The 23,909-nt window shown below is 40.7% G+C and carries 22 protein-coding genes and 2 pseudogenes; 10 read left to right on the top strand and 14 right to left on the bottom strand.

The genetic code is table 11. The annotated features are described in order from the left end of the window. Nucleotides 1–446: 446 nt before the first annotated feature. Both EAE90_RS21045 and EAE90_RS21040 read left to right on the top strand, forming a co-directional pair. Nucleotides 447–1,061 carry a helix-turn-helix domain-containing protein gene (locus EAE90_RS21045; RefSeq protein ID WP_214055150.1) on the top strand — a complete coding sequence of 205 codons (615 nt, stop codon included), beginning with the start codon at nucleotides 447–449 and terminating at the stop codon, nucleotides 1,059–1,061. Beyond that, complete coding sequence (locus tag EAE90_RS21040; RefSeq protein WP_214055149.1) at nucleotides 1,062–1,955, top strand: queuosine precursor transporter; 894 nt, start codon at nucleotides 1,062–1,064, stop codon at nucleotides 1,953–1,955. Between the two features lie 217 nt (nucleotides 1,956–2,172). On the opposite strand, the gene bioD is transcribed toward EAE90_RS21040, so the two are convergent. Genes bioD through bioB form a run of 4 tightly spaced genes read right to left on the bottom strand, consistent with a single transcriptional unit; the run spans nucleotide 2,173 to nucleotide 5,785 of the window. Then, nucleotides 2,173–2,853, bottom strand: a complete 681-nt coding sequence (gene bioD / locus EAE90_RS21035; protein WP_214055148.1) for a dethiobiotin synthase — start codon at nucleotides 2,851–2,853, stop codon at nucleotides 2,173–2,175. Further along, nucleotides 2,846–3,613, bottom strand: a complete 768-nt coding sequence (gene bioC / locus EAE90_RS21030; RefSeq protein WP_214055147.1) for a malonyl-ACP O-methyltransferase BioC — start codon at nucleotides 3,611–3,613, stop codon at nucleotides 2,846–2,848. The genes bioD and bioC overlap by 8 nt, the downstream gene beginning before the upstream one ends. Continuing rightward, nucleotides 3,597–4,748 carry an 8-amino-7-oxononanoate synthase gene (gene bioF / locus EAE90_RS21025; RefSeq protein WP_214055146.1) on the bottom strand — a complete coding sequence of 384 codons (1,152 nt, stop codon included), beginning with the start codon at nucleotides 4,746–4,748 and terminating at the stop codon, nucleotides 3,597–3,599. The genes bioC and bioF overlap by 17 nt, the downstream gene beginning before the upstream one ends. Next, a complete protein-coding gene (gene bioB, locus EAE90_RS21020) occupies nucleotides 4,748–5,785 on the bottom strand; it encodes a biotin synthase BioB (RefSeq protein WP_214055145.1) in 1,038 nt (345 codons plus the stop codon). The genes bioF and bioB overlap by 1 nt, the downstream gene beginning before the upstream one ends. 95 nt (nucleotides 5,786–5,880) lie before the next feature. Between bioB and bioA the strand changes: the two genes are divergently transcribed. Together bioA and EAE90_RS21010 are read left to right on the top strand one after the other, a co-directional pair. After that, the gene (gene bioA, locus EAE90_RS21015; protein WP_214055144.1) at nucleotides 5,881–7,152 is read left to right on the top strand and encodes an adenosylmethionine--8-amino-7-oxononanoate transaminase; all 1,272 of its coding nucleotides are present in this window, start codon (nucleotides 5,881–5,883) and stop codon (nucleotides 7,150–7,152) included. A 273-nt stretch (nucleotides 7,153–7,425) separates the two neighbouring features. After that, nucleotides 7,426–8,478, top strand: coding sequence for an Abi family protein (locus EAE90_RS21010; RefSeq protein ID WP_214055143.1), 1,053 nt, complete (start codon nucleotides 7,426–7,428; stop codon nucleotides 8,476–8,478). A gap of 360 nt (nucleotides 8,479–8,838) precedes the next feature. Here EAE90_RS21010 and pgl read toward each other — a convergent pair whose 3' ends face one another. Next, complete coding sequence (pgl, locus tag EAE90_RS21005) at nucleotides 8,839–9,825, bottom strand: 6-phosphogluconolactonase (protein WP_214055142.1); 987 nt, start codon at nucleotides 9,823–9,825, stop codon at nucleotides 8,839–8,841. A 145-nt stretch (nucleotides 9,826–9,970) separates the two neighbouring features. Between pgl and EAE90_RS21000 the strand changes: the two genes are divergently transcribed. After that, nucleotides 9,971–10,789, top strand: a complete 819-nt coding sequence (locus EAE90_RS21000) for a pyridoxal phosphatase (RefSeq protein ID WP_214055141.1) — start codon at nucleotides 9,971–9,973, stop codon at nucleotides 10,787–10,789. 196 nt (nucleotides 10,790–10,985) lie between these two features. On the opposite strand, the gene modC is transcribed toward EAE90_RS21000, so the two are convergent. The 4 genes from modC to EAE90_RS20980 form a co-directional block, all read right to left on the bottom strand. Beyond that, nucleotides 10,986–12,050 carry a molybdenum ABC transporter ATP-binding protein ModC gene (gene modC, locus EAE90_RS20995; RefSeq protein ID WP_214055140.1) on the bottom strand — a complete coding sequence of 355 codons (1,065 nt, stop codon included), beginning with the start codon at nucleotides 12,048–12,050 and terminating at the stop codon, nucleotides 10,986–10,988. Beyond that, nucleotides 12,044–12,736, bottom strand: coding sequence for a molybdate ABC transporter permease subunit (gene modB, locus EAE90_RS20990; RefSeq protein WP_214055139.1), 693 nt, complete (start codon nucleotides 12,734–12,736; stop codon nucleotides 12,044–12,046). The genes modC and modB overlap by 7 nt, the downstream gene beginning before the upstream one ends. A 17-nt stretch (nucleotides 12,737–12,753) precedes the next feature. Beyond that, nucleotides 12,754–13,524, bottom strand: coding sequence for a molybdate ABC transporter substrate-binding protein (gene modA / locus EAE90_RS20985; RefSeq protein ID WP_214055138.1), 771 nt, complete (start codon nucleotides 13,522–13,524; stop codon nucleotides 12,754–12,756). Nucleotides 13,525–13,770: 246 nt separating this feature from the next. After that, nucleotides 13,771–13,905, bottom strand: a complete 135-nt coding sequence (locus tag EAE90_RS20980; protein WP_071647086.1) for an AcrZ family multidrug efflux pump-associated protein — start codon at nucleotides 13,903–13,905, stop codon at nucleotides 13,771–13,773. Nucleotides 13,906–14,089: 184 nt separating this feature from the next. Between EAE90_RS20980 and modE the strand changes: the two genes are divergently transcribed. Further along, a complete protein-coding gene (gene modE, locus EAE90_RS20975; RefSeq protein WP_214055137.1) occupies nucleotides 14,090–14,881 on the top strand; it encodes a molybdenum-dependent transcriptional regulator in 792 nt (263 codons plus the stop codon). A 176-nt stretch (nucleotides 14,882–15,057) separates the two neighbouring features. Next, nucleotides 15,058–16,533: a molybdate ABC transporter ATP-binding protein ModF gene (gene modF / locus EAE90_RS20970; protein ID WP_214055136.1), complete on the top strand. Its 1,476-nt coding sequence runs from the start codon at nucleotides 15,058–15,060 to the stop codon at nucleotides 16,531–16,533. A 36-nt stretch (nucleotides 16,534–16,569) separates the two neighbouring features. On the opposite strand, the pseudogene EAE90_RS20965 reads toward modF, so the two are convergent. Further along, nucleotides 16,570–16,824 (bottom strand): annotated as a pseudogene (locus EAE90_RS20965) (zinc ribbon domain-containing protein); the annotation flags it as partial. Nucleotides 16,825–17,055: 231 nt separating this feature from the next. Between EAE90_RS20965 and EAE90_RS20960 the strand changes: the two are divergent. Together EAE90_RS20960 and gpmA are read left to right on the top strand one after the other, a co-directional pair. Further along, a complete protein-coding gene (locus tag EAE90_RS20960) occupies nucleotides 17,056–17,883 on the top strand; it encodes a CPBP family intramembrane glutamic endopeptidase (RefSeq protein WP_214055135.1) in 828 nt (275 codons plus the stop codon). 133 nt (nucleotides 17,884–18,016) lie between these two features. After that, nucleotides 18,017–18,769 (top strand): 2,3-diphosphoglycerate-dependent phosphoglycerate mutase, encoded by a 753-nt coding sequence (gene gpmA / locus EAE90_RS20955; RefSeq protein WP_036812893.1) that lies wholly within the window; start codon nucleotides 18,017–18,019, stop codon nucleotides 18,767–18,769. 96 nt (nucleotides 18,770–18,865) lie between these two features. Here the strand turns inward: gpmA and aroG are convergent, their stop codons facing one another. From aroG to nadA, 3 genes are all read right to left on the bottom strand, one after another. Further along, nucleotides 18,866–19,918 (bottom strand): 3-deoxy-7-phosphoheptulonate synthase AroG, encoded by a 1,053-nt coding sequence (gene aroG, locus EAE90_RS20950; protein WP_214055134.1) that lies wholly within the window; start codon nucleotides 19,916–19,918, stop codon nucleotides 18,866–18,868. A gap of 259 nt (nucleotides 19,919–20,177) precedes the next feature. Next, entirely contained in the window at nucleotides 20,178–20,903 is a 726-nt protein-coding gene (gene pnuC / locus EAE90_RS20945; RefSeq protein ID WP_214055133.1) for a nicotinamide riboside transporter PnuC, read from the bottom strand. Between the two features lie 54 nt (nucleotides 20,904–20,957). Further along, nucleotides 20,958–21,998, bottom strand: a complete 1,041-nt coding sequence (nadA, locus tag EAE90_RS20940; protein WP_214055132.1) for a quinolinate synthase NadA — start codon at nucleotides 21,996–21,998, stop codon at nucleotides 20,958–20,960. A 666-nt stretch (nucleotides 21,999–22,664) separates the two neighbouring features. On the opposite strand from nadA, the gene EAE90_RS20935 reads away from it, so the two are divergent. Then, the gene (locus tag EAE90_RS20935; protein WP_214055131.1) at nucleotides 22,665–23,429 is read left to right on the top strand and encodes an ATP-binding cassette domain-containing protein; all 765 of its coding nucleotides are present in this window, start codon (nucleotides 22,665–22,667) and stop codon (nucleotides 23,427–23,429) included. Between the two features lie 362 nt (nucleotides 23,430–23,791). Here EAE90_RS20935 and EAE90_RS20930 read toward each other — a convergent pair. Next, a pseudogene (locus EAE90_RS20930) lies at nucleotides 23,792–23,909 on the bottom strand (IS630 family transposase); the annotation flags it as partial.

Raw genomic sequence — 23,909 nt, 5'->3', positions numbered from 1 at the left:
TTTCACTTCCTCTGTTTTCCAGTGATTCCCTAGTGCTAAAAGAAATAACCCACTTCTAAACTCGAAGGATAAAGTAGCTCTTCCCCGAGAGATTTATAATAATAATATTTTGTTTGATGCTATCTGATGACCCAAAAACACATCAACACAACTTAACATTATTATAATAAAATCCATAAAGTCAACATAAAAATAAACATAAAGTTCAGTTTTGTGTAAACTTTATAATGAATTTCACTTAATTCTATGATTTAACTTTCATTTTTAGAATATAAATGTAAATCCATGAGCATTTTCTGATATAGGATGTGCTAATATAAATCATCAGGAAAATAAGATATTAAAAATAAAATCAATAAATTATCACAATGCGTGGTTTTTTTCACACTGAACAATATCATCAAGTAATATATAGTAATGCTGTTATCTTTATATAAAGGATTTTCATGAAAACATCTAACGCACAGCGAAAAACAAATATCATTAAAAATATAGAATATTTGATACGTACCCGTGGAGAAACCAAGAGTTCTTTTTCCAATCGAACAGGATTGACCCGTACCACCATTTATAAAATCCTGGAAGGACAAGTCAATAACGTTCAACAATCTACTATTCTTAGGATCTCCGATTTTTTCGGTGTTTCCTGTGAAGAAATAGAATATTATGACCTTGAGCAATTAGAACGTCTCAATGAAACACTCTCAACCGAAGGCAATAAAAATCCTTCGGCTATCCCTATCATTCCACAATCTGAATTCTTAGCCGTTTCTGAGAAAAAAATCGGTCAGCTTGTTACCGAGTATCCACTTACCTATTTCTTTGGTGATGAATCAAACATGCTGGCTCTTAAAGTTGAATCAGCAATAGAGGATATATTCATTCCCGGCGAGGTGATCCTGATAAAACGTCCTCCCGCATTAGTCACCAATACGCCATTATTGTATTACACCAAGGAAGTTGGGTTCTTTATCCGGCAAGAGAAAAATGATGATTGTCTCGATAGGAAACCCTATAAAAATGCTCATTTCTTAGGCTACATCGTAGGAGAAAGACTATAAATGACAGCAAATCAGAAGTTTAAATTACTGGGATTCACAAGATACGGTAAATTATCGGCAAATGTCATGGTACTAGCGACAGGCAAGACCATTACTATGGGGCTAAAAGAGCTGGTCGACAGTGATATTTCAGAAGATTTGAGCAGGCATGAGCTCAGTACGATATATCGGAAATTATACAGCCACAGTAATATCGTAACAGCTTATGAACTTGGGGATCGTCATGAGCGCTCATGGCAAGCCTATTTGCTCATTAGCATCGCACTCAGTGTTATCTATATTTTCTCTACCATATGTGGCGTGAAGCCCATTCATATCCCAATCCTTAATATCGTCACGCCTCCTGGCGTTTTTATTTACCCTATTACCTTCTTGCTGGTCGATATTCTGAACGAATTCTATGGATTACGTCTGGCAAGAAGAACGATTATTATCTCTTTTGCAGCGAACCTATTATTTGTTCTGGGGCTTTGGGGAACCGCCCTGATGCCTGGCGTCCCTGGATGGGAGTTTGGTGCAACTTATAATGGAATAGTCAATAGTATTGTATCTGTATTACTGGCATCATCTCTTGCTTATTTTATCTCTGAAAATATAAACTCATATCTTCTCTGCAAAATAAAATCTCTCACAAATTCAAAGTATCTTTTCCTGCGAGTAATAACCAGTACTGTTATCGCTTCAGCATTCGACAGTATAATATTCTGCTCCGTTGCTTTCTATGGTGTTCTCGGTATAGATATCATAAAAGAAATGATTATCGCCCAGTTCCTCATTAAAGTGGCTTATTCTATCTTAGGTGTAGGCCCTATTTATCTGGTAAGAAAGATTTTCAGGAATTATATAAACCGTCCAACAGATGCTCCAGTGAATAAAAAACTTGCCGAAGTATGAATAGATATCCGCCGTTGCCAGAAGATAGAAAACTTATTGAAAAATATCATTTTTATGCCGGAACACCATTCCGGCATATTGTCCTAAAATAAATTATCATCCATAACTGGCAGTAAAACCCATATATTCATTAACAAAAATATAGATATGAATAGTGTAATCATTAATCATGACATTGAAATAACATTCCACCAGATTAAATTTGCAGGTTAATAATTTAATTAACCAATAAATTTAAATCTATATACTCTCCTAAATGATTAAAATATCCTGTCGTTAAATGAGGAATTTTACCTAATAAAGGAACGGGCAACATACGCTCTAACGTCAATAAATATTCTTGGTGGCGTTTACCTGCGGGTTCAATTTCATTAGCTATCCAGCCTGCAAAATGTAACCCTGAACCTATAATTGCCTCCACGGTCAGTATCGCGTGATTAATACAGCCCAGTTTCACCCCCACGGTCAAAATAACCGGCAATTGCTCTTTAACCACCCAATCAGCAAAAGTCGCCGATTGCGATAAAGGGGTATACCAACCACCAGCACCCTCAACTAAAACCCAATTCGCTTTCTTTTCTAACTGATGCAATCCCGCAGACATAACAGCAAAATCAATAGGTTGCTTCAGTTCATCACTGGCAATATGGGGTGATGTTGCTTCAACAAATACAAATGGATTCACTTCTTCGTATTGCAAAGGCACAGAACTATTTGCCAGCAATGCCAGCGCATCGGAATTACGAATACCTGTCGGTGTTATTTCACTACCGGAAGCGACGGGTTTATAACCTGCTGTTTTATATCCTGCTTTAGTTGCCGCTTGTAATAAAGCACAACTTACAACTGTCTTACCCACTTCGGTATCTGTACCCGTTAAAAACCAGCGCTTAGTCACGATAAATTACTCCAAAGACAACTTGATAGCTAAGAGGTAAATGTTTATTTTCTCGTGGATAAGCTTGCTCCAAAGCAATCAGCCGTTCACGCGTCATCAGCCCCTGCTGTCGCCCATAATGAAGATAAGTCGCGCCAATCCCTTTTAGGGAACCCAATAGTGGCAATATATGAGAATATTGCTGGCGATAAACCTGACTAATAAGACAATGCCGGAATCCCCGACAAGCATCTTTAATTGTCTGCTGTGGCAGGAAGTGATTAATATGCTGGTAGTTATCAACCATACTCCAGGCTTGCTTCAATTCATGTAATGAACCTTTAGCCAAGGTGGAAAACAGAATCAATCCACCAGGACGAGTCACCCGATAAAGTTCTCTTAAAGCGCTGGGTAAATTATTACACCACTGAACAACCAGATTACTGAAACAGATATCAACACTCCTGTCAGCAAGCCCTAAATGTTCAATATCCCCTTGTAGATAATAGTCCGCCGCCAACTGTTTACGGGCATGAATCAGCATACCTGATGCCAAATCCAACCCAATAACCTGCTTCCCCTGTTGCCGCCAGCGGTGACTAAAAAAACCTGTACCGCAACCGGCATCCAGGACTAACTTACCAGGATGTCCATCGGCTTGTTGCATGAGGAATTCACCGGTTTGCTGCTGTAATTTCGCAACCACATCATAATTAGCCGCTGCTCGACCAAATGCTCCAGCAATCGCCTGTTTATTAACAAATTCAACTACGGAACTCATGCAACACCTCCATCAACATATCAATATCCTGTGGCGTATGGCTGGACGTCAAGGTAATACGTAATCTGGCACCGCCCGGTGGTACTGTTGGTGGACGAATGGCTGTAACCCAAATCCCTTTTTGTTGCAAATATTGAGATAAGGAGACACTCAGTTCATTATCACTCACAATCAATGGTTGAATCGCTGTGGTTGAATCGGTCAGATTAAAGGGTAATTTCTGCGCCTGCTGGCGAAAGTAATTGATATTCTGTTGCAATCGTTGACGTAATTCATCACCAGATTGTATCTGCCGAACAGCTTCAGAAAGCGCCAGTGCTTGTGCGGGAGGCATAGAAGTACTGTAAATCAGATGACGGGCATACTGAATCAGATATTCTGCTGTCTGCTCATCACAAAGCACCGCGGCACCACTCAACCCAAATGCTTTACCAAAGGTGACAATCAAGATCTCTGGTTTGACTTTCTGCTGCCAACAACTTCCCCTTCCCTGCTCACCACAGACGCCAATACCATGAGCATCATCCACCATTAGCCAGTTGCCAGAGATTTTGGTTTGCTGATGAATATCTGCCAGCGGCGCATAGTCACCATCCATACTAAATACACCTTCCGTCACCACCAGCGTCTTTCCAATACAAGGTTTTGCCAATAAATCTGCAAGTGATTCAGGTTGATTATGAAGAAAACGCCGTAATTGAGCCGGAGAATGCATCGCCGCTTCCATTAATGAAGCATGACTCAGACGATCGGCAATAATCCGATCCTGTTTCGTCATTAACGCGGCAATGACCCCTTGATTCGCAGAATATCCTGAAATAAATAGTAATGCTTTTGAGTAACCCAACCAGTCAGCTAATTGCTGTTCCAATAGCTGATGGGCTTTTGTATAACCCGTAATATGACCTGATCCCCCACTTCCAACGCCATATTGTTCAGCTCCCCGCTGCCATGCAGCAATGACCGAGGAATTGGCACTTAACCCAAGGTAATCATTACTGGAAAAATTAAGATATTTGTCATCAACGGTATACAAGAAACGCCCATCCGATTTCTGATTGACCTGCCGCTGACGCCATAGAGAAGTATCCCGACGCTCAGACAATTGCCGGGAAAGATAAGCTGACCAATCCATTATAATGCCGCGTTATAAAATTGTTCGTTATCTGCATTGATGATGGCTTCAGCCAAATGCTGCTGTTGCTGATTATCACCAAATGCCGTCTGAGTCTGCTGAGGATTAATACCCAACTTGCGAAACAGTTGTAAATCTTTATCTTCCGCAGGGTTGGGTGTAGTGAGCAACTTACAGCCATAGAAAATAGAATTAGCGCCAGCCATAAAACACATCGCTTGTGTCTGCTCATTCATCTGTTCACGACCTGCGGATAACCGGACATGAGAAGACGGCATCATGATCCTGGCAACAGCAATCGTGCGGATAAAATCGAAAGGATCTACATCTTCATTCTCAGCCAGTGGCGTACCTTTGACTTTAACCAACATGTTGATGGGGACACTCTCCGGCGGTTTTGGCAGATTTGCCAGTTGTACCAATAACGCGGCCCGATCACGGATCGCTTCCCCTAAACCGACAATACCACCAGAACACACTTTTATTCCGGCCTCCCGTACTTTATCAAGGGTATCCAATCTGTCCTGATAGGTTCGAGTGGTAATGATGTTGCCATAAAATTCCGGGGAGGTATCAAGATTGTGGTTGTAGTAATCTAATCCTGCATCCGCCAACCGCTGCGCTTGTGAACCATTCAGCATGCCCAGTGTCATGCAGGTTTCCATTCCCAGGGCTTTGACTTCCTTAACCATCTTCTCCAGATAAGGCATATCCCTCTCATGGGGATTTTTCCACGCGGCACCCATACAAAAACGTGTCGAACCCGCATTTTTAGCCTTACGAGCAGAATCAATCACCTGTTCCACTTCCATCAACCGCTCTTTTTCAAGACCTGTTTTGTAACGGGAACTTTGCGGGCAATATTTGCAATCTTCCGGACATGCCCCGGTTTTGATGGAAAGTAGTGTACTGACCTGTACTTGTTGTGGATCAAAATAGATACGATGAACCTGCTGTGCTTGAAATAACAATTCGAAAAAAGGTTTATCAAACAGCTCTTGCGCCTGCTTAATTGTCCATTGCTTACGCTCAATCACAATAACATCTCCAGTGTGAAAAAAAGTGTAGCCAGTTTAAATATTGCCGATATACTGTCAACCAATTTTAAGAAAATCAGTTTACATTGAGCCTTATGACTGCTTCCGATATTGAATTTGATCTACGCCATATTTGGCATCCCTACACTTCCATGACCAACCCTCTTCCGGTTTACCCTGTCGTTAGCGCTTCTGGAGTGGAACTAGAGTTGGCTGATGGCCGTAAGCTGGTGGATGGCATGTCTTCCTGGTGGGCTGCTATTCATGGATATAACCATCCGGTACTGAACCAAGCCGCTAAGATTCAGATTGATAAAATGTCCCATGTCATGTTTGGTGGAATTACCCATCCATCTGCAATCGCACTTTGCAGGCAATTAGTCGCAATCTCCTCACCATCACTAGAATGTGTCTTTCTGGCGGATTCAGGTTCTGTTGCGGTGGAAGTGGCGTTAAAAATGGCGTTGCAATATTGGCAAGCAAAAGGTGAGAAACGTCAGCGTATTTTGACATTACGGCACGGCTACCACGGTGACACATTCGGCGCTATGTCGGTCTGTGATCCCGACAATTCAATGCATAACCTCTACAAAGGCTATCTGCCTCCCCATCTGTTTGCCGAATCGCCTCAATGCGGATTTGATTCTCAATGGGACAAACGGGATATTATGCCATTTCGTACTTTGCTGGAGCAGCATTCCCGTGATATTGCCGCGGTGATCCTTGAACCTATCGTACAGGGTGCTGGAGGAATGCGCATTTATCATCCTGAATATCTGCGTCAGGTCAGAATGCTCTGTGATCAGCATCAGATTCTATTAATTGCGGATGAAATTGCCACCGGTTTTGGCCGCACAGGAAAATTGTTTGCTTGTGAACATGCTGAAATTGAGCCGGATATTTTATGTGTAGGAAAAGCGCTGACCGGTGGTTATATGACACTATCAGCAACACTGACAACCCGTAAGGTGGCCGAAACAATTAGCAATGGTGAAGCAGGCTGTTTTATGCATGGCCCAACGTTTATGGGCAATCCATTAGCTTGTGCCGTGGCAGAAGCCAGTTTGAAACTGTTATTACACAGCCCTTGGCAACAACATATTAAATCAATTGAAAACCAATTAAAGAGTGAGTTGATGCCACTGAAACACCATGCAAAAGTGGCTGATGTTCGGGTATTAGGTGCAATTGGCGTCGTGGAGATGAAGCAATCCGTGAATATGGCGGTGTTGCAGCACCATTTTGTTTCTCAAGGCGTCTGGATAAGACCATTTGGCAAGCTGATCTATTTGATGCCGCCTTATATTATTCAACCAGAGCAACTTTCACGCCTGACAAAGGCTGTCTCTGGTACAATTAATTTGTAATTTTTCTTTATTAAATAAATTCTTCTGAATTTATTTAATAAAGCTAAGTTTCAGTTCGATCAAAAAAGGCTCTCAATTAGGAGCCTTTTTGAAAAATTTCTTCACACTCCAACCTTCGCAATGAGTAGGGGCGGGTGCTTACACAAGTAGAGTTGCCTCTGGGTAAAGATTATCCAGAAAATCGGCAAAAATGTCAACACCAGCTTTACATAGAATATAAAGCAAGCCTTAATGTAGGTATAGTTAAACAACTCTACAGGGAAATGAACAACTATGACCATAACAACAATTATAGATTCACTATCGAGTTACAGATTTTCTACCTATCAGCTTCCTGTATTAGGTGGAATGACAAAAGAAGAATGCTTAGGCATCTATCTGTGGAACAAACAACTTGCCAGTGCTTTTTTCCCCGCACTCCAAATTATCGAAGTCTCCCTACGCAATGCCATTTATCAAGGATATATCCGTTACGAAGAGATAAAAATTGAAAATACGTTTAACCAAGCACAATGGCAAGTAGAAAAAAACAAGATTGATAAACTCTGGTTTATTAATGTCTTCACTCAAAAAAATAATGCCGAGGCATATAGGAACATTTTGTCAGCAACAAGACAACTACAAAAAGATGGGAAAACATTAACCCCAGAGAATTATATTGCAAAACTCACACTAGGTTTTTGGGTATCAATGGTAAATAATAGTTACGATATACAAAGAAATTCATATCTGACATTATGGCCTGAACTTCGTGGACTAGTTTTTCCATATGCTCTAGATACACAAACTCAGCGCCCTCTTTCTATTAATAGTATAGGCAATGAATTAAAAGAAATCAACAAGATCCAAAATCGGTTGTCACATCATGAACCTCTGTGGCGCTCTAAAAATGCATACCAAATGGAACATATTATTAATAAGGTTGTTGAAAGTTATGAGAAGTGCTTAAAGGTTATCAGGTGGATCAATCCATCTAATTTAAAACTGTTATCCATTATTGAAAATAACATCAAAATGAGTGAATTATGTAGTATTCATTCTCTTTGGAAAAATAAACAATTATCTACGGGGCTATCATCTCTACCAATAATAACAGGATGGGGAGATGAAAATAAATTAGATGTTACTCATATAGGAGAAATAGTAAAAATAGTCGATACCCGATATGCCCTGATAAAAAGCCAAAAGGATAAAACTATATTTTTTGCCAACTCTAAGGACATGAAAAATAATATTCAAAACTATAGTACTGGAACACTAGTAAGATTTACCCCAGAAGCGAGTAAAAATCAGTATCCCAATGCAAAAAATGTTGAACGAACTTAACTTCGTTAGAGTGGCTAACCATAAATAAGCGCAACAAATCATAGTGAAAAACTGTTTGCAAGTTTATTTCTGCATGTAAAATCCGACAAAAATGGCAATTTCAATGCAAAAATCTTGTAGAAAACTTTCGCAAGAAATTTTGCAACATAAATGACCAGAAAATTTAGTCGATGAATTTAGAGCAACCGGGCAGACATAGAAAACCATTTTTGCATCTGTCCGGTTGAATAACTGCAAAATTTGGAGTTGTATTAGCTCAAACTTGAGCTGGTAACTATCGGTTATTTACATCAATGTCTACCAGATTAAACCTTAACCAGCACACACGATCGCCGTTAATATCCAATACTCTCATCAAATTCACAAGGCCAGCACCGTTACCCACATTGGGCCTTTACCTACTGGATAGCGCGTCAATTCAGTCAATTTACCGGTATATTTATCAATAGAAGAGACTGAAATATGGTCAGACTTTTGACCGGATGCAATCAGATATTTTCCACTGTGATCGATAGCAAAACCACGCGGCTGAGTTTCAGTTTCATAGTGCCCTGCCAGCGTCAAATTAGAACCATCTTGTGAAATAACAAAATGGCTGATCAAACTTGAAGTCCGTTCACTGGTATAAAGATGGCGTCCATCCGGTGTAATATGAATATCCGCAGACCAACGAACACCCGCTAAATCTGCTGGCAATGAATCAATCGTCTGAACAGTCCGGTATTTTTCCCACTTGCGATAAACATTCACCGTAGAATCCAGTTCATTAATACAGTAAATCACCTGCTGATTTGGATGAAATGCCACATGACGAGGGCCAGCCCCCATTGCTGTAGTCATTTCCTCAGCACGTTTTTCTGTCAGATAACCCTCTTCTGCCAGCTCAAAAATACGGATACGATCTTCTTTCAGACAAGGAACCAATAGTTGTTTATTATCCCAGTCAATATTAGCTGAATGCGGTGCCTGCAAGCCTGCAATAACCTGCACAGGTTCACCCACAATACCCTGTTCGTCAATTAGGCTGACACTCAGATTGTTATAACTGTAGGAGGCAGAGAACAGAAAGCGACCTTGTTTATCAGTAGAAATATGAGTCGGGCTACCTGGTATTGATGAAATCCCCCGCTGTACCAGTTCCCCACTAGAACCAATCTGGTAAGTGACAATACTGAATTGTGGTCGGATGCCAACATAAAGATGTTTACGATCCGGGCTAACCACCATTGGTTGTACTTCCCCCGGTACATCAACTGTCTGAATCAGTGATAACTCACCTTCATTATTCAGGCTCCAAACATGAATCTGACAACTGTTTGGACTCGCCGTATAAACCACTTGTTTCATCTTCACTCCTTAATTATCCATTACCATTTTATTGCGCTGTAACGACTCAATTGGTTTTATCAGTTAAACTCACCGCACAATTGGTGTAGCTTTATTCAGTTTCAATGTAATATCCTTACATTATATATAGTTACGAGGCTAATTTATGTCATATCGCATCATTGCACTGGATCTGGATGGTACACTACTCGATCCTCAAAAAAATATCCTGCCAGAATCACTCATTGTACTAAATGAAGCACGTAAAGCTGGTATTAAGGTGCTGATTGCGACTGGCCGTCATCATGTCGCTATCCACCCTTTTTATCAGGCTTTGCAACTCGATACTCCTGCCATCTGCTGTAATGGTACTTATCTGTATGATTACCATGAAAAGAAAGTCTTAGCCTCAGATCCACTGTCAACTCAGGAAGCTATAAAAGTTCTCGCTCACTTAAAAAACACAGATATTCACCGTCTGATGTATGTGGATGACGCTATGTTATATGAAGAACCGTATGACACAGTTGTCCGCACCATGAAATGGTCGGAAACCCTACCTGAATCTCAACGCCCAACTATGCGACATGTTAATAGCTTTCAGCATGCTATTGATGAAGTACAGTCTATCTGGAAATTTGCCACCAGCTCTCCTGATTTAGCAAAACTGCGGGAAGTGACTGCACAAATCGAAAGTGATACAGGTCTTTCGTGTGAATGGTCATGGTTCGATCAAGTGGATATTGCCAAGAAAGGTAACAGTAAAGGTATGCGTTTGAAACAGTGGGTTGAATCACAGGGAATGAGGATGAAAGATGTTATTGCTTTTGGTGATAACTTTAATGACCTGAGTATGCTGAAAGCCGCCGGACTCGGTGTCGCTATGGGTAACAGTGAGGATGCTATTAAAGAACAAGCCGATCTAGTGACGCTGGATAATACTCAGCCGGGTATTGCCGAAGTTATTCGCAAATATGTTCTTTAATTGCTTATCTGACAAAATTACTGTCCGGGGGAACCCTCCGATAAGCTCCCCGTTGTTATTTATACCCGTCATCTTTCAAGTTGCCTCTTTGTTGGCTGCACTCACTCACCCCGGTAACAGAGTTATCTATGCTCCCGGGGATTCGCTCCTTTGCCGTCGCGATGCATCTTGAAATCCATAGGGTATATAGCAGAAACTACAGTTGTCGATTAAGAGAAACACTTTTTATCTGAGCATAAAGCCACTGCCCAGACCGCAAATTAAGTTCATCCCTTGCCCACGGCGTGATTCTTGCCCATAAATAGTGACCACTCAGCACCAATTTGACATCAACGTGTCCATTATCATCAAAAAATTCAACCACTTTCACCGCTAAAACATTACGAATACTACTGCCGCGCGGAGGTTCCAGTACCAATGAAACATCTGAAGCATCTATTCTGATACGCAAATCGGTTCCCGGTTGAACATCCATTTTCGGCAACCATAAAGCCTGATCAGCCAGTGCCACCGCTGTCATTTCATAACGATTATGATGTTCAACCATTGAAACATTCAGAATACTGCTAAGGGTATCTTTCTGTAACCAAAGGCGTAGCGCACTACTGGACCAAACCTCTTCCAATTTTCCTGTTGCCCTGACTTTTCCGTTATCCATGACGAGTACATTTTCTGCCAGGCGCAGAATCTCATCCAGATTATGGCTGACATACAAAATCGGAATGTTGACCTCTTCAGACAGCTTTTCAAGATAAGGAAATAGTTCTCTTTTACGGGGGAGATCCAGCGAGGCCAACGGTTCATCCATTAACAGCAGATCCGGCGCCGTCAATAAAGCACGGCCGATAGCAACCCGCTGTTTTTCACCGCCGGACAAGGTAAGAGGAAAACGAGATAGTAAGCGATCAATCCCTAGCAAACTAACAATGCTATCAAATTCCGGCTTCATCTCCGGCGACATCCCGTATTGAAGATTACCTTTTACTCGATAATGAGGAAAAAGCCGGGCATCCTGAAAAACATAGCCTATACGACGTTGCTCCGGCGGCAAGCAGGTACCTTTTGCAATATCAACCAGCACATGATCATTGAGGACAATCCGCCCTTTCCGTGGGCGTATCAAACCGGCAATAACATTTATCAGGGAAGTTTTCCCGGCGCCTGAGAGGCCAAAAACCGCAGTGATCCCCTCAGTGGGTAGTTGTGTATTGACCTGTAAATGAAGATCGCCAAGTTGTTGCTCAAAATCCAGCTCTAACATGTTGCTCCCAAACGTCTCCTTCCCCAACGAGTTAACCATTCAGAAACCATCAGTGATATCAACGCCAGAATAATGGCAATGATACACAAACGAGCCGCGGCAGTTTCTGCTCCAGGTGTTTCAATCAAGGTATACATTGCCAAAGGGATCGTCCGCGTTTCGCCTGGAATATTGGACACAAAAGTGATAGTTGCGCCAAATTCACCCAACGAACGGGCAAATGCCAACACCGTGCCCACAATAACCCCAGGCAAAGAGAGCGGCAATGTGATAGTAAAAAATACCTTCAACGGCTTCGCTCCCAAAGTACGAGCGGCCTGTTCCAGCCGTCGATCAACACCTTCCAATGCCAGACGTATCGCCCTGACCATCAACGGAAAAGCAACAATAGCAGAAGCCAGTGCAGCCCCACGCCAACTAAATGCAAAGCTGATCCCAAACCAGTCATATAACCATTCACCGATAAATCCGCGACGTCCCATACTGATCAACAGCAAATAACCCACTACCACTGGCGGCAGCACCAGCGGCAGATGGATCATACTGTCGAGTAACGATTTACCGGGAAACTGGAAACGAGCAAGAATCCACGCCATTAAGATCCCAAATGGCAGACTAAGTAATACCGCCATACCTGAAACTTGCAGACTCAGGATGATGGCTTGCCATTCGTATTCACTCAACATGACCAAAAAATCTATTCCTAAAGTGGGTGAAAACCGTAACGTTTAAAAATTGCAACGGCTTCAGGGGTTTTCAAATATTCATAAAAATCGAGAACGGCAGGATTACTATGGTCTTTGATTATCGCCATTGGGTATTCAATCGGTTTGTGGCTCTCTTCCGGGAAGATCCCCACCACTTTGACTTTATCACTCGCAATGGCATCTGAACCATAAACAATACCCAATGGAACTTCAGCACGTTCCACCAGCGCCAGACCACTGCGCACATTACTGGTACGCGCTAGCAGCGGATTCACCGTCTCCCATGCTGCCAAATATTGCAGAGATTCTTTGGCGTAAATACCCACAGGAACATGATCGGGATCACCAACGGCAAGTCGGCCGCCTGCTAACAAAGATTTCCATTTGGTTTCTTTATTAATGTCAACTTTATTGAGTCTACTCACCTTCGGCGCAATCAAAACGAGCTGATTTCCCAACATAGTCAACCGAGTTTCATCAATAATCAGTTTCTTTTCAGCAACATAATTCATCCACTGTTGATCAGCAGAAATAAAAATATCTGCCGGCGCACCTTGCTCAATCTGACGAGCCAAAGTGGAAGATGAAGCATAAGAAGCTGCCACTTCACCTTTTTGCTCTCGCTTATACAGCGCCGCAATATCATCAAGTGCATTAGTCAACGAGGCAGCAGCGAACAACGTGACTTTTTCAGTAGCCCACACCTGCCACGTCAAAGCAAAAGAAACGACAACGCCGACGAGCAGTTTGCCAAAACTCTTTTTCATTTGTTTTCCACCTGTTTCTTACCCATTAGTTCGTTGTGTATAACAAGATATAACGTCAAATGGAAGAGTGTTCCAATATTAATCGGCAAATTGTGAGCAACTTTTACTGTCTAATTTAATTCGAATTAAAATACTGTAATAGAATAACCAAATGAATAAAATGGAATTGATTATAATTAATTAAGACAAATTACCCGGCAAATCACCGGGTAATCAGAATAGCATCTGGTGTAAAAAATATTAGTTTTACTTTTCAGAACGACCAATACGGGAAACGATATTAAACAGTTCCCCAAGACCATAAATTAAACCTAAAATTCCAGCCATCACCACCGGTACCATGACCAGGGCAAAAGCCATACTTCTAATCAACTCAAACATGGCAGCCTCACACAATGGCTCATTTAATGAACCAGAAACATAACACATTTTTAACCATAGCAGGTAATACCGCTATAATTAGTACTATTCTAGACAAAAGACAAACAACAGTAACCGGCTAAACGTGCGTTTTTCTGGGTTAGCCAATAAAAATTTACGATTATATTTCCTGAAAAAAACTATTATGCAAGCCGAAATTCTATTGACACTGAAATTACAACAACGGTTATTCGCCGATCCACGGCGAATATTATTACTTAAACAGATTAAAGCAACCGGCTCTATCAGCCAGGGGGCAAAACTGGCGAGGATCAGCTATAAAAGTGCTTGGGATGCTATTAACGAAATGAATCAGTTAGCAGATGAAATAGTGGTGAACCGTGCTACAGGTGGTAAAGGCGGCGGTGGAGCAAATCTTACCCATTATGGCGAACGTCTATTGCAACTTTACGACCTACTGACACAAATTCAGCAAAAAGCCTTTGATGCGCTAAAAGATGACCAACTTCCCCTCGACAGCCTGTTAGCTGCCATTTCCCGTTTTTCTCTGCAAACCAGCGCCCGCAACCAATTCTTTGGCACAATTACTGACCGTGACCATAATCAGGTACAGCAACATATCCGCATCTTACTGGCAGATGGCCAAACATCACTGAACGCGGCATTAACAGAACAAAGTGCTAACCGTCTTGGCTTGGTAAAAGGTAAAGAGGTATTGGCGCTCATTAAAGCGCCTTGGGTGAAACTCACTAAAGAGCGGTTCTCTAGCGGTCATTTCGACAATGCCCTGACAGGGCAGATCAGTAACATTGAAATGGGCGAAGAGAACACCGAAATTATTATTGCCCTTGATGGCGGTGAAATCCTTTGTTCTACTCTGCCCAATCAAGAAGTCAATAACCTGAAACTACATCCTGGAGATAAAATCACTGCACTTTTTCATGCTGACCAGGTGATTATTGCCACTCTGTGTTAAAAATTAGGGTTATTATCACTGAACAATTCAAAATATTCAGGGATATCATGGCACTACATACCTTACATATCCCCTAGTGTCCGATGTTAAATGTTAATTAAAAGTTAATATTGACATTCTTCGGCATTCCGCTTATTTGTGGGAAGATATTCGCGTTGCTTAAAAAGGAATAAAAGATGTCTGAATTGCAAATAACGCAAGGCTGTTTCCGTTTAAGTGATACTCGTACCTTGCAGTTATCATCACTAAAAATAACCTCTGGCGAAAATTGGGCTTTCATTGGTGCTAATGGTAGCGGAAAATCATCATTGGCCCGTGCGCTTTCAAATGAACTCGTTTTACTTTCCGGCGAACGAAATTGCTCATTTCACAGATGCGCCCGCGTCTCGCAAGAACAATTACAAAAACTGACGGAAGAAGAATGGCAACGCAATAATACTGATATGCTCAGTGATAATGAAGATGATACCGGCCGCACTGCGGCAGAAATTATCCAGCTTTATCATAAAGATAATGAACTTTGCCTGGAGCTGGCAAAACAGTTCGGTATTATGGATTTACTTTCCCGTCGTTTTAAATATCTTTCTACCGGTGAAACCCACAAAACATTACTTTGTCAGGCACTGATGGCTTCGCCTGATTTGCTGATCCTTGATGAACCTTTTAATGGTCTTGATCTATTCGCTCGTGGTCAACTCGCTGAATTACTGGAAAAATTGTCATCAAAAGGAATCGTTTTAGTGCTTATCCTTAACCGGTTCAGTGAAATCCCAGATTTTGTTGATCAGATTGGCGTACTAGCGGATTGCCAGCTAACTTCCGTTGGCATCAAAGAAAAAGTGATGGCAGATTCACTGGTCGCTCAACTGGCTCATAGTGAAAAATTGGACGGTATTCATTTACCTGAAACAGATGAATTTCCTGTCGATGATCAGCTACCGCCCGATCAACCGCTGATTATCTTACGTAACGGTATCGTTCAATATAATGATCAACCCATTTTGCATGGACTAGATTGGCAAGTTAATCCAGGCGAACATTGGCAGATTATTGGTCCAAATGGCGCCGGGAAATCAACGCTTTTGAGTCTGATTACCGGAGATCATCCTCAAGGCTACAGTAATGAGCTGATCCTTTTCGGCCGCCAACGCGGTAGCGGCGAAACTATTTGGGATATCAAACGTCACATTGGTTATGTCAGCAACAGCATTCATCTGGAATATCGTGTCAGTATCAGTGTTCGTAATGTGATTCTATCTGGTTTCTTCGATTCAATCGGTCTTTATCAGACAGTATCAGATCGCCAACAGCAACTTGCTGATGAATGGCTAGCTTTACTGGGATTATCTGCTCAGATTGCCAACGGGCCGTTTCACCGCCTTTCATGGGGACAACAACGGCTGGTTCTAATAGCTCGCGCACTGGTTAAACATCCGGCTTTATTGATTCTTGATGAACCTCTGCAAGGGCTTGATCCACTCAACCGTCAGTTAATATTACGTTTTATTGATATCATGATTGCTGACGGCGATACTCAGCTACTGTTTGTTTCTCATCATCAGGAAGATGCGCCGCAATGCATTACTCATCGGCTGATATTTATTCCTGATGGCGACATATATCGTTATAAAACAGAAAGAATCAACCAGTGACCGCTCCCCACCGCAAGCGGCGAGACTTCCCACTTTTCAGGCCGCAACCGTCTTTATGACGGATTGACGATGGCCTCCGTGGGCAGAGACGACGAGTCCCGCCGCTTGTAATTCGGCAATGTCTTTGCGCTGAATGCTGATCGCCGCATTGATATCGCGGCCATGTTCGACATGACAAACCGGGTATTGCCAGAAGCGCTTATTGAACAGCAATTCTGCCATTTTGTGACCGCAGCAATGACCGGTTTTCGAACTGGCGAACCACTGCTCCCCTTTCACCAGATGAACGCCTGCCAGTGATTTTTCATCATGTTGGCTGATTTCAGCGTCTCAACAATCTTGGCTAAATTTTGCCAAAAAAATAATTATCACCGATGGATTTTCCCTCCGAACTAGTGAAAAAAGCATCGCAATTTAGTTAATATACGTTATTATTTTTCGATCACTAAATAACATCCGTCATCAATTTTTGATCTGCTTTTCAGATCGTTTTTTAATTTGTTAAAAATAAAGGGAAATTATATGATTTGGGGTTTGCTTGCTACATCACTAGCGTTATTAGCTATACACCGCACCACTGCACTTATCGTTCTACTAGCCGCGGTTATTACCGGGTTCGTCACGCAAACTATGATTTATCCGGCAATCGCCACTATTGCGATTATTGTTTTGTTAGGTGCGCTACGTATCTATTTTCAGGAAAATAACATCATTAAAATAACAACTGAACTGCTATTACTCGCCTTTGCAGCGGCATTATTCCTGCATCTGCTCCCCGGTTTTAATAACCTGAAATATCTCGATAAAGTTCAAATAGGTCCTCATAGCGCCTCATTCTCAATGTATTTCAACTTTGACAAAGCCCTCATTCCTTTCCTGTTGTTATGCTGTATGCCTGGCCTATTTACAACAAAGCCATTGACCAAAATTCAGCCTTATGCATGGATAATCTTAGCTACAGCGATTCCCGTACTGTTGAGTATTGCAACAGCTCTCGGAGGATTAGCGGTTGAACTGCATATGCCACAATGGTTGCCGATGTTTATGCTGGCAAATATTTTCTTCGTTTCTCTGGCAGAAGAAGCACTATTCCGTGGCTATATCCAACAGAGGTTAAGTCAATGGATGAACCCCTATTTTGCCCTGATCATCACCGCGTTGATTTTTGGTGGCGCACACTTCGTCGGCGGCCCATTATTGATGATTTTTGCTACACTTGCAGGATTAATATATGGGCTAGCATGGATGTGGAGTGGCCGTCTGTGGGTCGCTGTTGGGTTCCATTTCGCGCTCAATTTGGTTCATTTGCTGTTCTTTACTTACCCAATCAAGTTGGTGAGCGCACTATAAACGTGTCCGGTACCTATTCAGCAATCTGCAAGCAAATAAAGTTTGAAACAAGACTATTGATTGCTGTTCCGGTGCATAGGGCAATATAATGTGCTCAGTTATCATTAAGTTTGATTTTTAAGGAGTTTAAGCTATGGCTGTCACTAAACTGGTTCTGGTAAGACATGGCGAAAGCGAGTGGAACAAAGAGAACCGTTTCACTGGCTGGACTGACGTCGCGTTATCTGAAAAAGGTCGCGCCGAAGCTCAACAAGCAGGGCAACTGTTGAAAGAAGAAGGTTTTGTTTTTGATTTTGCTTACACCTCGGTGCTAAAACGCGCTATCCATACGCTGTGGAACATTCTGGATCAAGTTGATCAACAGTGGTTGCCTGTTGAAAAAAGCTGGAAACTGAATGAACGTCATTATGGCGCTCTGCAAGGTCTGGACAAATCAGAAACCGCAGCTAAATACGGCGATGATCAGGTTAAACTGTGGCGTCGTGGTTTTGCTATCACCCCACCAGATTTAACTAAAGATGATGAACGTTTCCCAGGCCATGATCCACGTTATGCGAATCTGAAACCAGAAGAGTTACCAGTGACTGAAAGCCTGGCAACGACGATTGAACGTGTGATCCCTTACTGGGAAGAAGTTATCAAACCGCGTGTTGCTCAAGGTGAGAGAGTGATTATCGCAGCGCACGGTAATTCTTTGCGCGCGTTGGTTAAATATCTGGACGATATGAGCGAAGAAGCCATTCTTGAGCTAAATATCCCAACAGCAGTACCTTTGGTTTATGAATTTGACGAAAACATGAAACCAATCAAGCATTACTATCTGGGTAACGCGGATGAAATCGCAGCAAAAGCCGCTGCGGTAGCTAACCAAGGTAAGGCAAAATAATTTTCTTGCTATAAAAAATTGCTGACAGCATATTTTCCAGCCAACATAAAAAACCGGAGTTGTCGATTCCGGTTTTTTCACATTGGAAAAATGTTATCAGCCACGACGCGCTTTTATTGCCGACGACAATTGACGTAACAAAATTTCAGTGTCAGCCCAGCCAATGCAAGCATCAGTAATACTTTTGCCGTATACCAATGGCAAGCCGCTATCTGGGTTCTGATTTCCTTCTTCCAAATGACTTTCTACCATGACGCCAATAATCGCTTTCTCCCCAGCGATAAGCTGCCGACTTACATCTGAACACACATCCATTTGCTTTTTAAATTGTTTACAACTATTGGCATGACTGAAATCAATCATAATCCTTGCCGGCAAACCTGCTTTTTCCAAGTCTTGCTTCACGGCAGCAACATGTTCAGAACTATAATTCGGCTCTTTACCGCCACGCAGGATAATATGACAATCATTGTTTCCGCTGGTATTCACAATCGCGGAATGTCCCCACTTAGTTACAGAAAGAAAACTGTGGGGGGAACCTGCCGCATTAATCGCATCAATGGCAACTTTTATCGTACCATCGGTGCCATTTTTAAAACCAACCGGGCAGGAAAGACCAGAAGCCAACTCACGATGAACCTGAGATTCCGTTGTACGAGCGCCAATTGCCCCCCAACTCATCAAATCGGCTAAATACTGTGGAGAAATCATATCCAGATATTCACCCGCAGCCGGTAGCCCCATGTCATTAATATCCCGCAACAACTGACGGGCTAAACGCAAACCATCATTAATATCAAAACTGTGATTCATATGAGGGTCATTAATCAACCCTTTCCAACCAATGGTTGTACGCGGTTTTTCAAAATAAACTCGCATGACAACTTCCAGATCCTCTTTCAGCTCCTCACGCAATTCATTCAGCCGTCCGGCATATTCCATTGCTGCTTTAGGATCATGAATAGAACATGGCCCAATCACAACCAACAGACGATCATCTTCACCCGTCAGAATTTGATGAATCGTTTTGCGAGCCTTACGTACTGTAAATGCAGCCTTTTCAGTTGCTGGAAATTTTTCAAGTAGTGCCACAGGAGGTAATAATTCTTTTATCTCTTTAATTCTTATATCATCATTCTGATAATTCATAGCCCTCTCTCATCAACATCTTTGTATATTTAATTAAAGTAATCTTGTGATTTTAATCTAACTGTTAGAAGCCAAACTGTAAATATTCTTTGTAGAGAATAAATAAATCAATGCTTAACTCAAGACATAGCAAGATATTGTCAAATGTGGTTAACTCTATTCTTATGGTTGAAATATCTTCAGAAATGAGAATTATCAAAGTAAATACCTAAAAATATGCCAGAAATCGACAAAACAATTCTCTGGCATAGTTAAGAAACTATTTCATATGAGATAATGGCAAAGAATGGTTCTTCTTAGCTGCCTGAATCCACAAACGGGAGCCATTAAATGCAATGCCCAAGAGAATCACATACTGCAACGACATTGCCAGCACGCCTTGATGGAAATAGATAACAACGCTTATCACATTGATAACTATCCACACCAGCCAGTTCTCAACATATTTGCGGGTCATCAGAACCATTGCCACAATGGATAGCACCGTCATTGTCGAATCCCAGAATGGGAATGCATCCGGCTCCAACATCGGCATCTGAACATTAAAGCCAAATTTTTGCATAATCGTAACGGCAATCTGGGTCAGATAGCCAAAGACCCGATCAATATTAAAAGTCATAATGGCAATCAATAGCACAGAAATCAGACTAATTATTACCGCCTTATTCAAACTTAACCAACGTATTTTAAGTTCAATCTGCTGCTGATCATTCACCCTGCTCCAGGCATACCAACCATAAATATTTGCCGCAAAGAAGAATAATTGCAGCAATAAACTGGCATAAAGTTGAATTTGAAAGAAAATCACAGCAAATAATGTGACATTAATTAGTCCAAACAAATAATTAATTATCTTCTCTTGACTGGCAAACCAAATACATAACAAACCCGCAATCGTACCTACTGCCTCAATCCACGATAAATCATATCCTCCCTTTCCCAGAGGTATATTGACTAATATGTTGTTAATACTGAAAAAATCCATCTGTTATATCCTATTATTATCTACAATAAAATATTACGCTCATTATTCAATTTTCTATTTTAACTGAGTTGCAAAATCAAGCATCCTATTTAAAGGAATCAATGCCTTTTCCCGCAACTCCTTTTCAACCCATATTTCATGCTGCTCCCCTCCCCGTTCCAGACCCTGAACGATGGCTTGTAAGCCATTCATTGCCATCCACGGGCAATGAGCACAACTACGGCAACTCGCCCCTTCTCCAGCCGTAGGCGCTTCAAATAACTGCTTCTCAGGACATGCCTGCTGCATTTTATAAAAGATACCTTTATCTGTTGCCACAATTAGTTTCTGATGCGGCAAAGATTGCGCTGCTTTGATTAATTGACTGGTCGAACCAACAGCATCAGCCAGATCAATAACAGCTTGCGGTGATTCAGGATGAACCAACACCGCTGCATCGGGATGTAAACCTTTTACCCTTATCAAAGCCTGAGTTTTAAATTCATCATGAACAATACAAGCTCCTTGCCAACAAAGAATATCGGCTCCTGTTTGTTTACGGACATAATTGCCCAAGTGGCGATCGGGCGCCCAAATTATCTTCTTGCCCTGACTATCCAGATAATCGATCAATTCAACAGCAATACTTGAAGTCACAACCCAATCCGCTCGTGCTTTAACAGCTGCTGATGTATTTGCATAAACCACCACGGTACGATCAGGATGGTCATCACAAAACTGGGTGAACTCTTTTTCAGGGCAACCAAGATCTAAAGAACACTCAGCTTCCAACGTTGGCATTAAAACACGCTTCTCAGGGTTGAGAATTTTGGCGGTTTCTCCCATAAATCGCACACCGGCAACTAATAAAGTAGAGGCTGAATGCTTATTACCAAAACGCGCCATTTCCAATGAATCGGCAACACACCCTCCTGTCTCTTCAGCCAAAGACTGGATCTCAGGATCGGTGTAATAATGTGCAACCATAACAGCATCCTGCTGTTTCAGAAGGCGTTTAATTTTTTCACGGCAATGTTTTTTTTCATCCTTACTGAGAAGAGCAGGTTTAGGAGGGAACGGATAAATGGTTGAATTAAAATCAATATACTGGTTCATTATGCTGACTCTCTGTTTAGTATATGGTTTCAAAATCGAAAATTTTGGTTTTTAGTCCGAAAATTCGCCCAAATTTGTTTAATATACTAAACAAAATAACCAATTTATAGTAATTTATCGCGAAATCTTTTGTCTGCGACAGAGAACAGAGAACAGAGAACAGAGAACAGAGAACAGAGAACAGAGAACAGAGAACAGAGAACAGAGAACAGAGAACAGAGAACAGAGAAAATGATACACTGATAATGGCTCAGAACTTAAATATTATGCCCTTTTGGGTATAAATATCCACATAGTAATTTGACTGTGAAAGACAAACTATCTTTATCTTGAGGCCGGTGATTTTAACCTTTTACATAAAAGAGTAAGTATAGCCGCTAATAAATAATCCGCTCTGTGATGTGATTCAGAATTTTTGTTAACAAACATGTTTTCTAATTTGACAGCAAATATTAATTTTAATATAAATTAAGTTACAGTCGCTATATTTTAAGTTGGCATTTAGAAACTAGTGAAGTATTAGATAAGTTATTTTTGGTTCAAGATTATGCGAAAGGAATAATTAATATAGATAAAGAAAAATTTATTGTTCATGGTGTAAATAGTAAAGCAAAATAATATATCATGAATAATAATGACATATTACTTACAAAATAGTGAATTGAAATGATAAAAATCACTGATTTATGCTTTAGTTATAAAAGTAGAGAAATTAAAAAAAATATTTTTAAAAATATATTTTCATTAAATGAAGTCGAAGTGGTTTTATTTGAAAATATAAATATTGAAATATTTGACGATAGTAAGATTATAGGATTGCTGGGGAAGAATGGCGCAGGGAAAACAACTTTAATTAAACTAATTTCCGGTATTTTAACTCCAAACTCTGGAAGCATTACCGTTTTTGGTATTAATTCAAGTGGCAGACCTCTTAATCTTTTATCTAATCTTGGTATCGTTTTTGGCAATAAATCAATGCTTTGGGAGGAGTTATCTCTCTATGAAAATATTGAGCTTTTTTCTAAGATATATAAACGTAATTATGATAAGAATAGTATTGAGAATATGATAGAAATGTTGAACCTTAGAAGTATAGCAAAAAAACCAGCAAAAACGTGTTCTTTAGGTCAATCTGTGAAATCTAACTTATTAATACACTTTCTTAATAGGCCAAAATTACTGATATTGGATGAACCAACAATCGGATTAGATATAGAATCACAAATTCTATTACGCAATATATTAAAAGATTATGCCAAAAATAATGAAAGTAAAATACTAATCACCTCACATAATATGATAGATATTGCGGATGTTTGCAAAGATATTATCTTCTTGAAGGATGGTGAAATATCAAAAATAAATCTAAATAAAAATAACTCGAAAGAAAAGAATGCGCTATATCTAGAGGGACTTTTCTGTGATAATTAAATTTTCTTTTATTGAAACCATTAGGGCAAAGAATATAATATTTGGTTACTTATTTATAATTTTAACATTATATGCAGTTGAACTATCTTTTTGGGATACCATGACAAAATCAAATGGTTTTGTTAACTATACACATGATGAGATAATAATTTATATATTATGGTCTGTTATTATATTTCAATTAACAAGTATTACCGGATTTCCAGAAAATTTATCATTCCATATTGAAGATGGCAGTATAGATAGACTAATTATAATGCCAAAATCAATACTATTATATTATTCAGAATATGCTTTGGGACAGATATTAGCTAGATTACTTATAATGTCACCATTAATTCTATTTATAATTATATACCCACTTAACTTGAAGATGCAGGATTCAGAATCTGAAAATTGTCATTAATACGGCGTGACAGACTCCCGGCAAGTTCCGGTAATATTTCCGTAAAAAAGTGATGTATTGCCTGCCTGAACAAG

Source organism: Photorhabdus caribbeanensis (assembly GCF_018448885.1).
GTDB classification, from domain to species: Bacteria; Pseudomonadota; Gammaproteobacteria; order Enterobacterales; family Enterobacteriaceae; genus Photorhabdus; species Photorhabdus caribbeanensis.
This window is presented reverse-complemented; position numbering and strand designations above follow the sequence as displayed.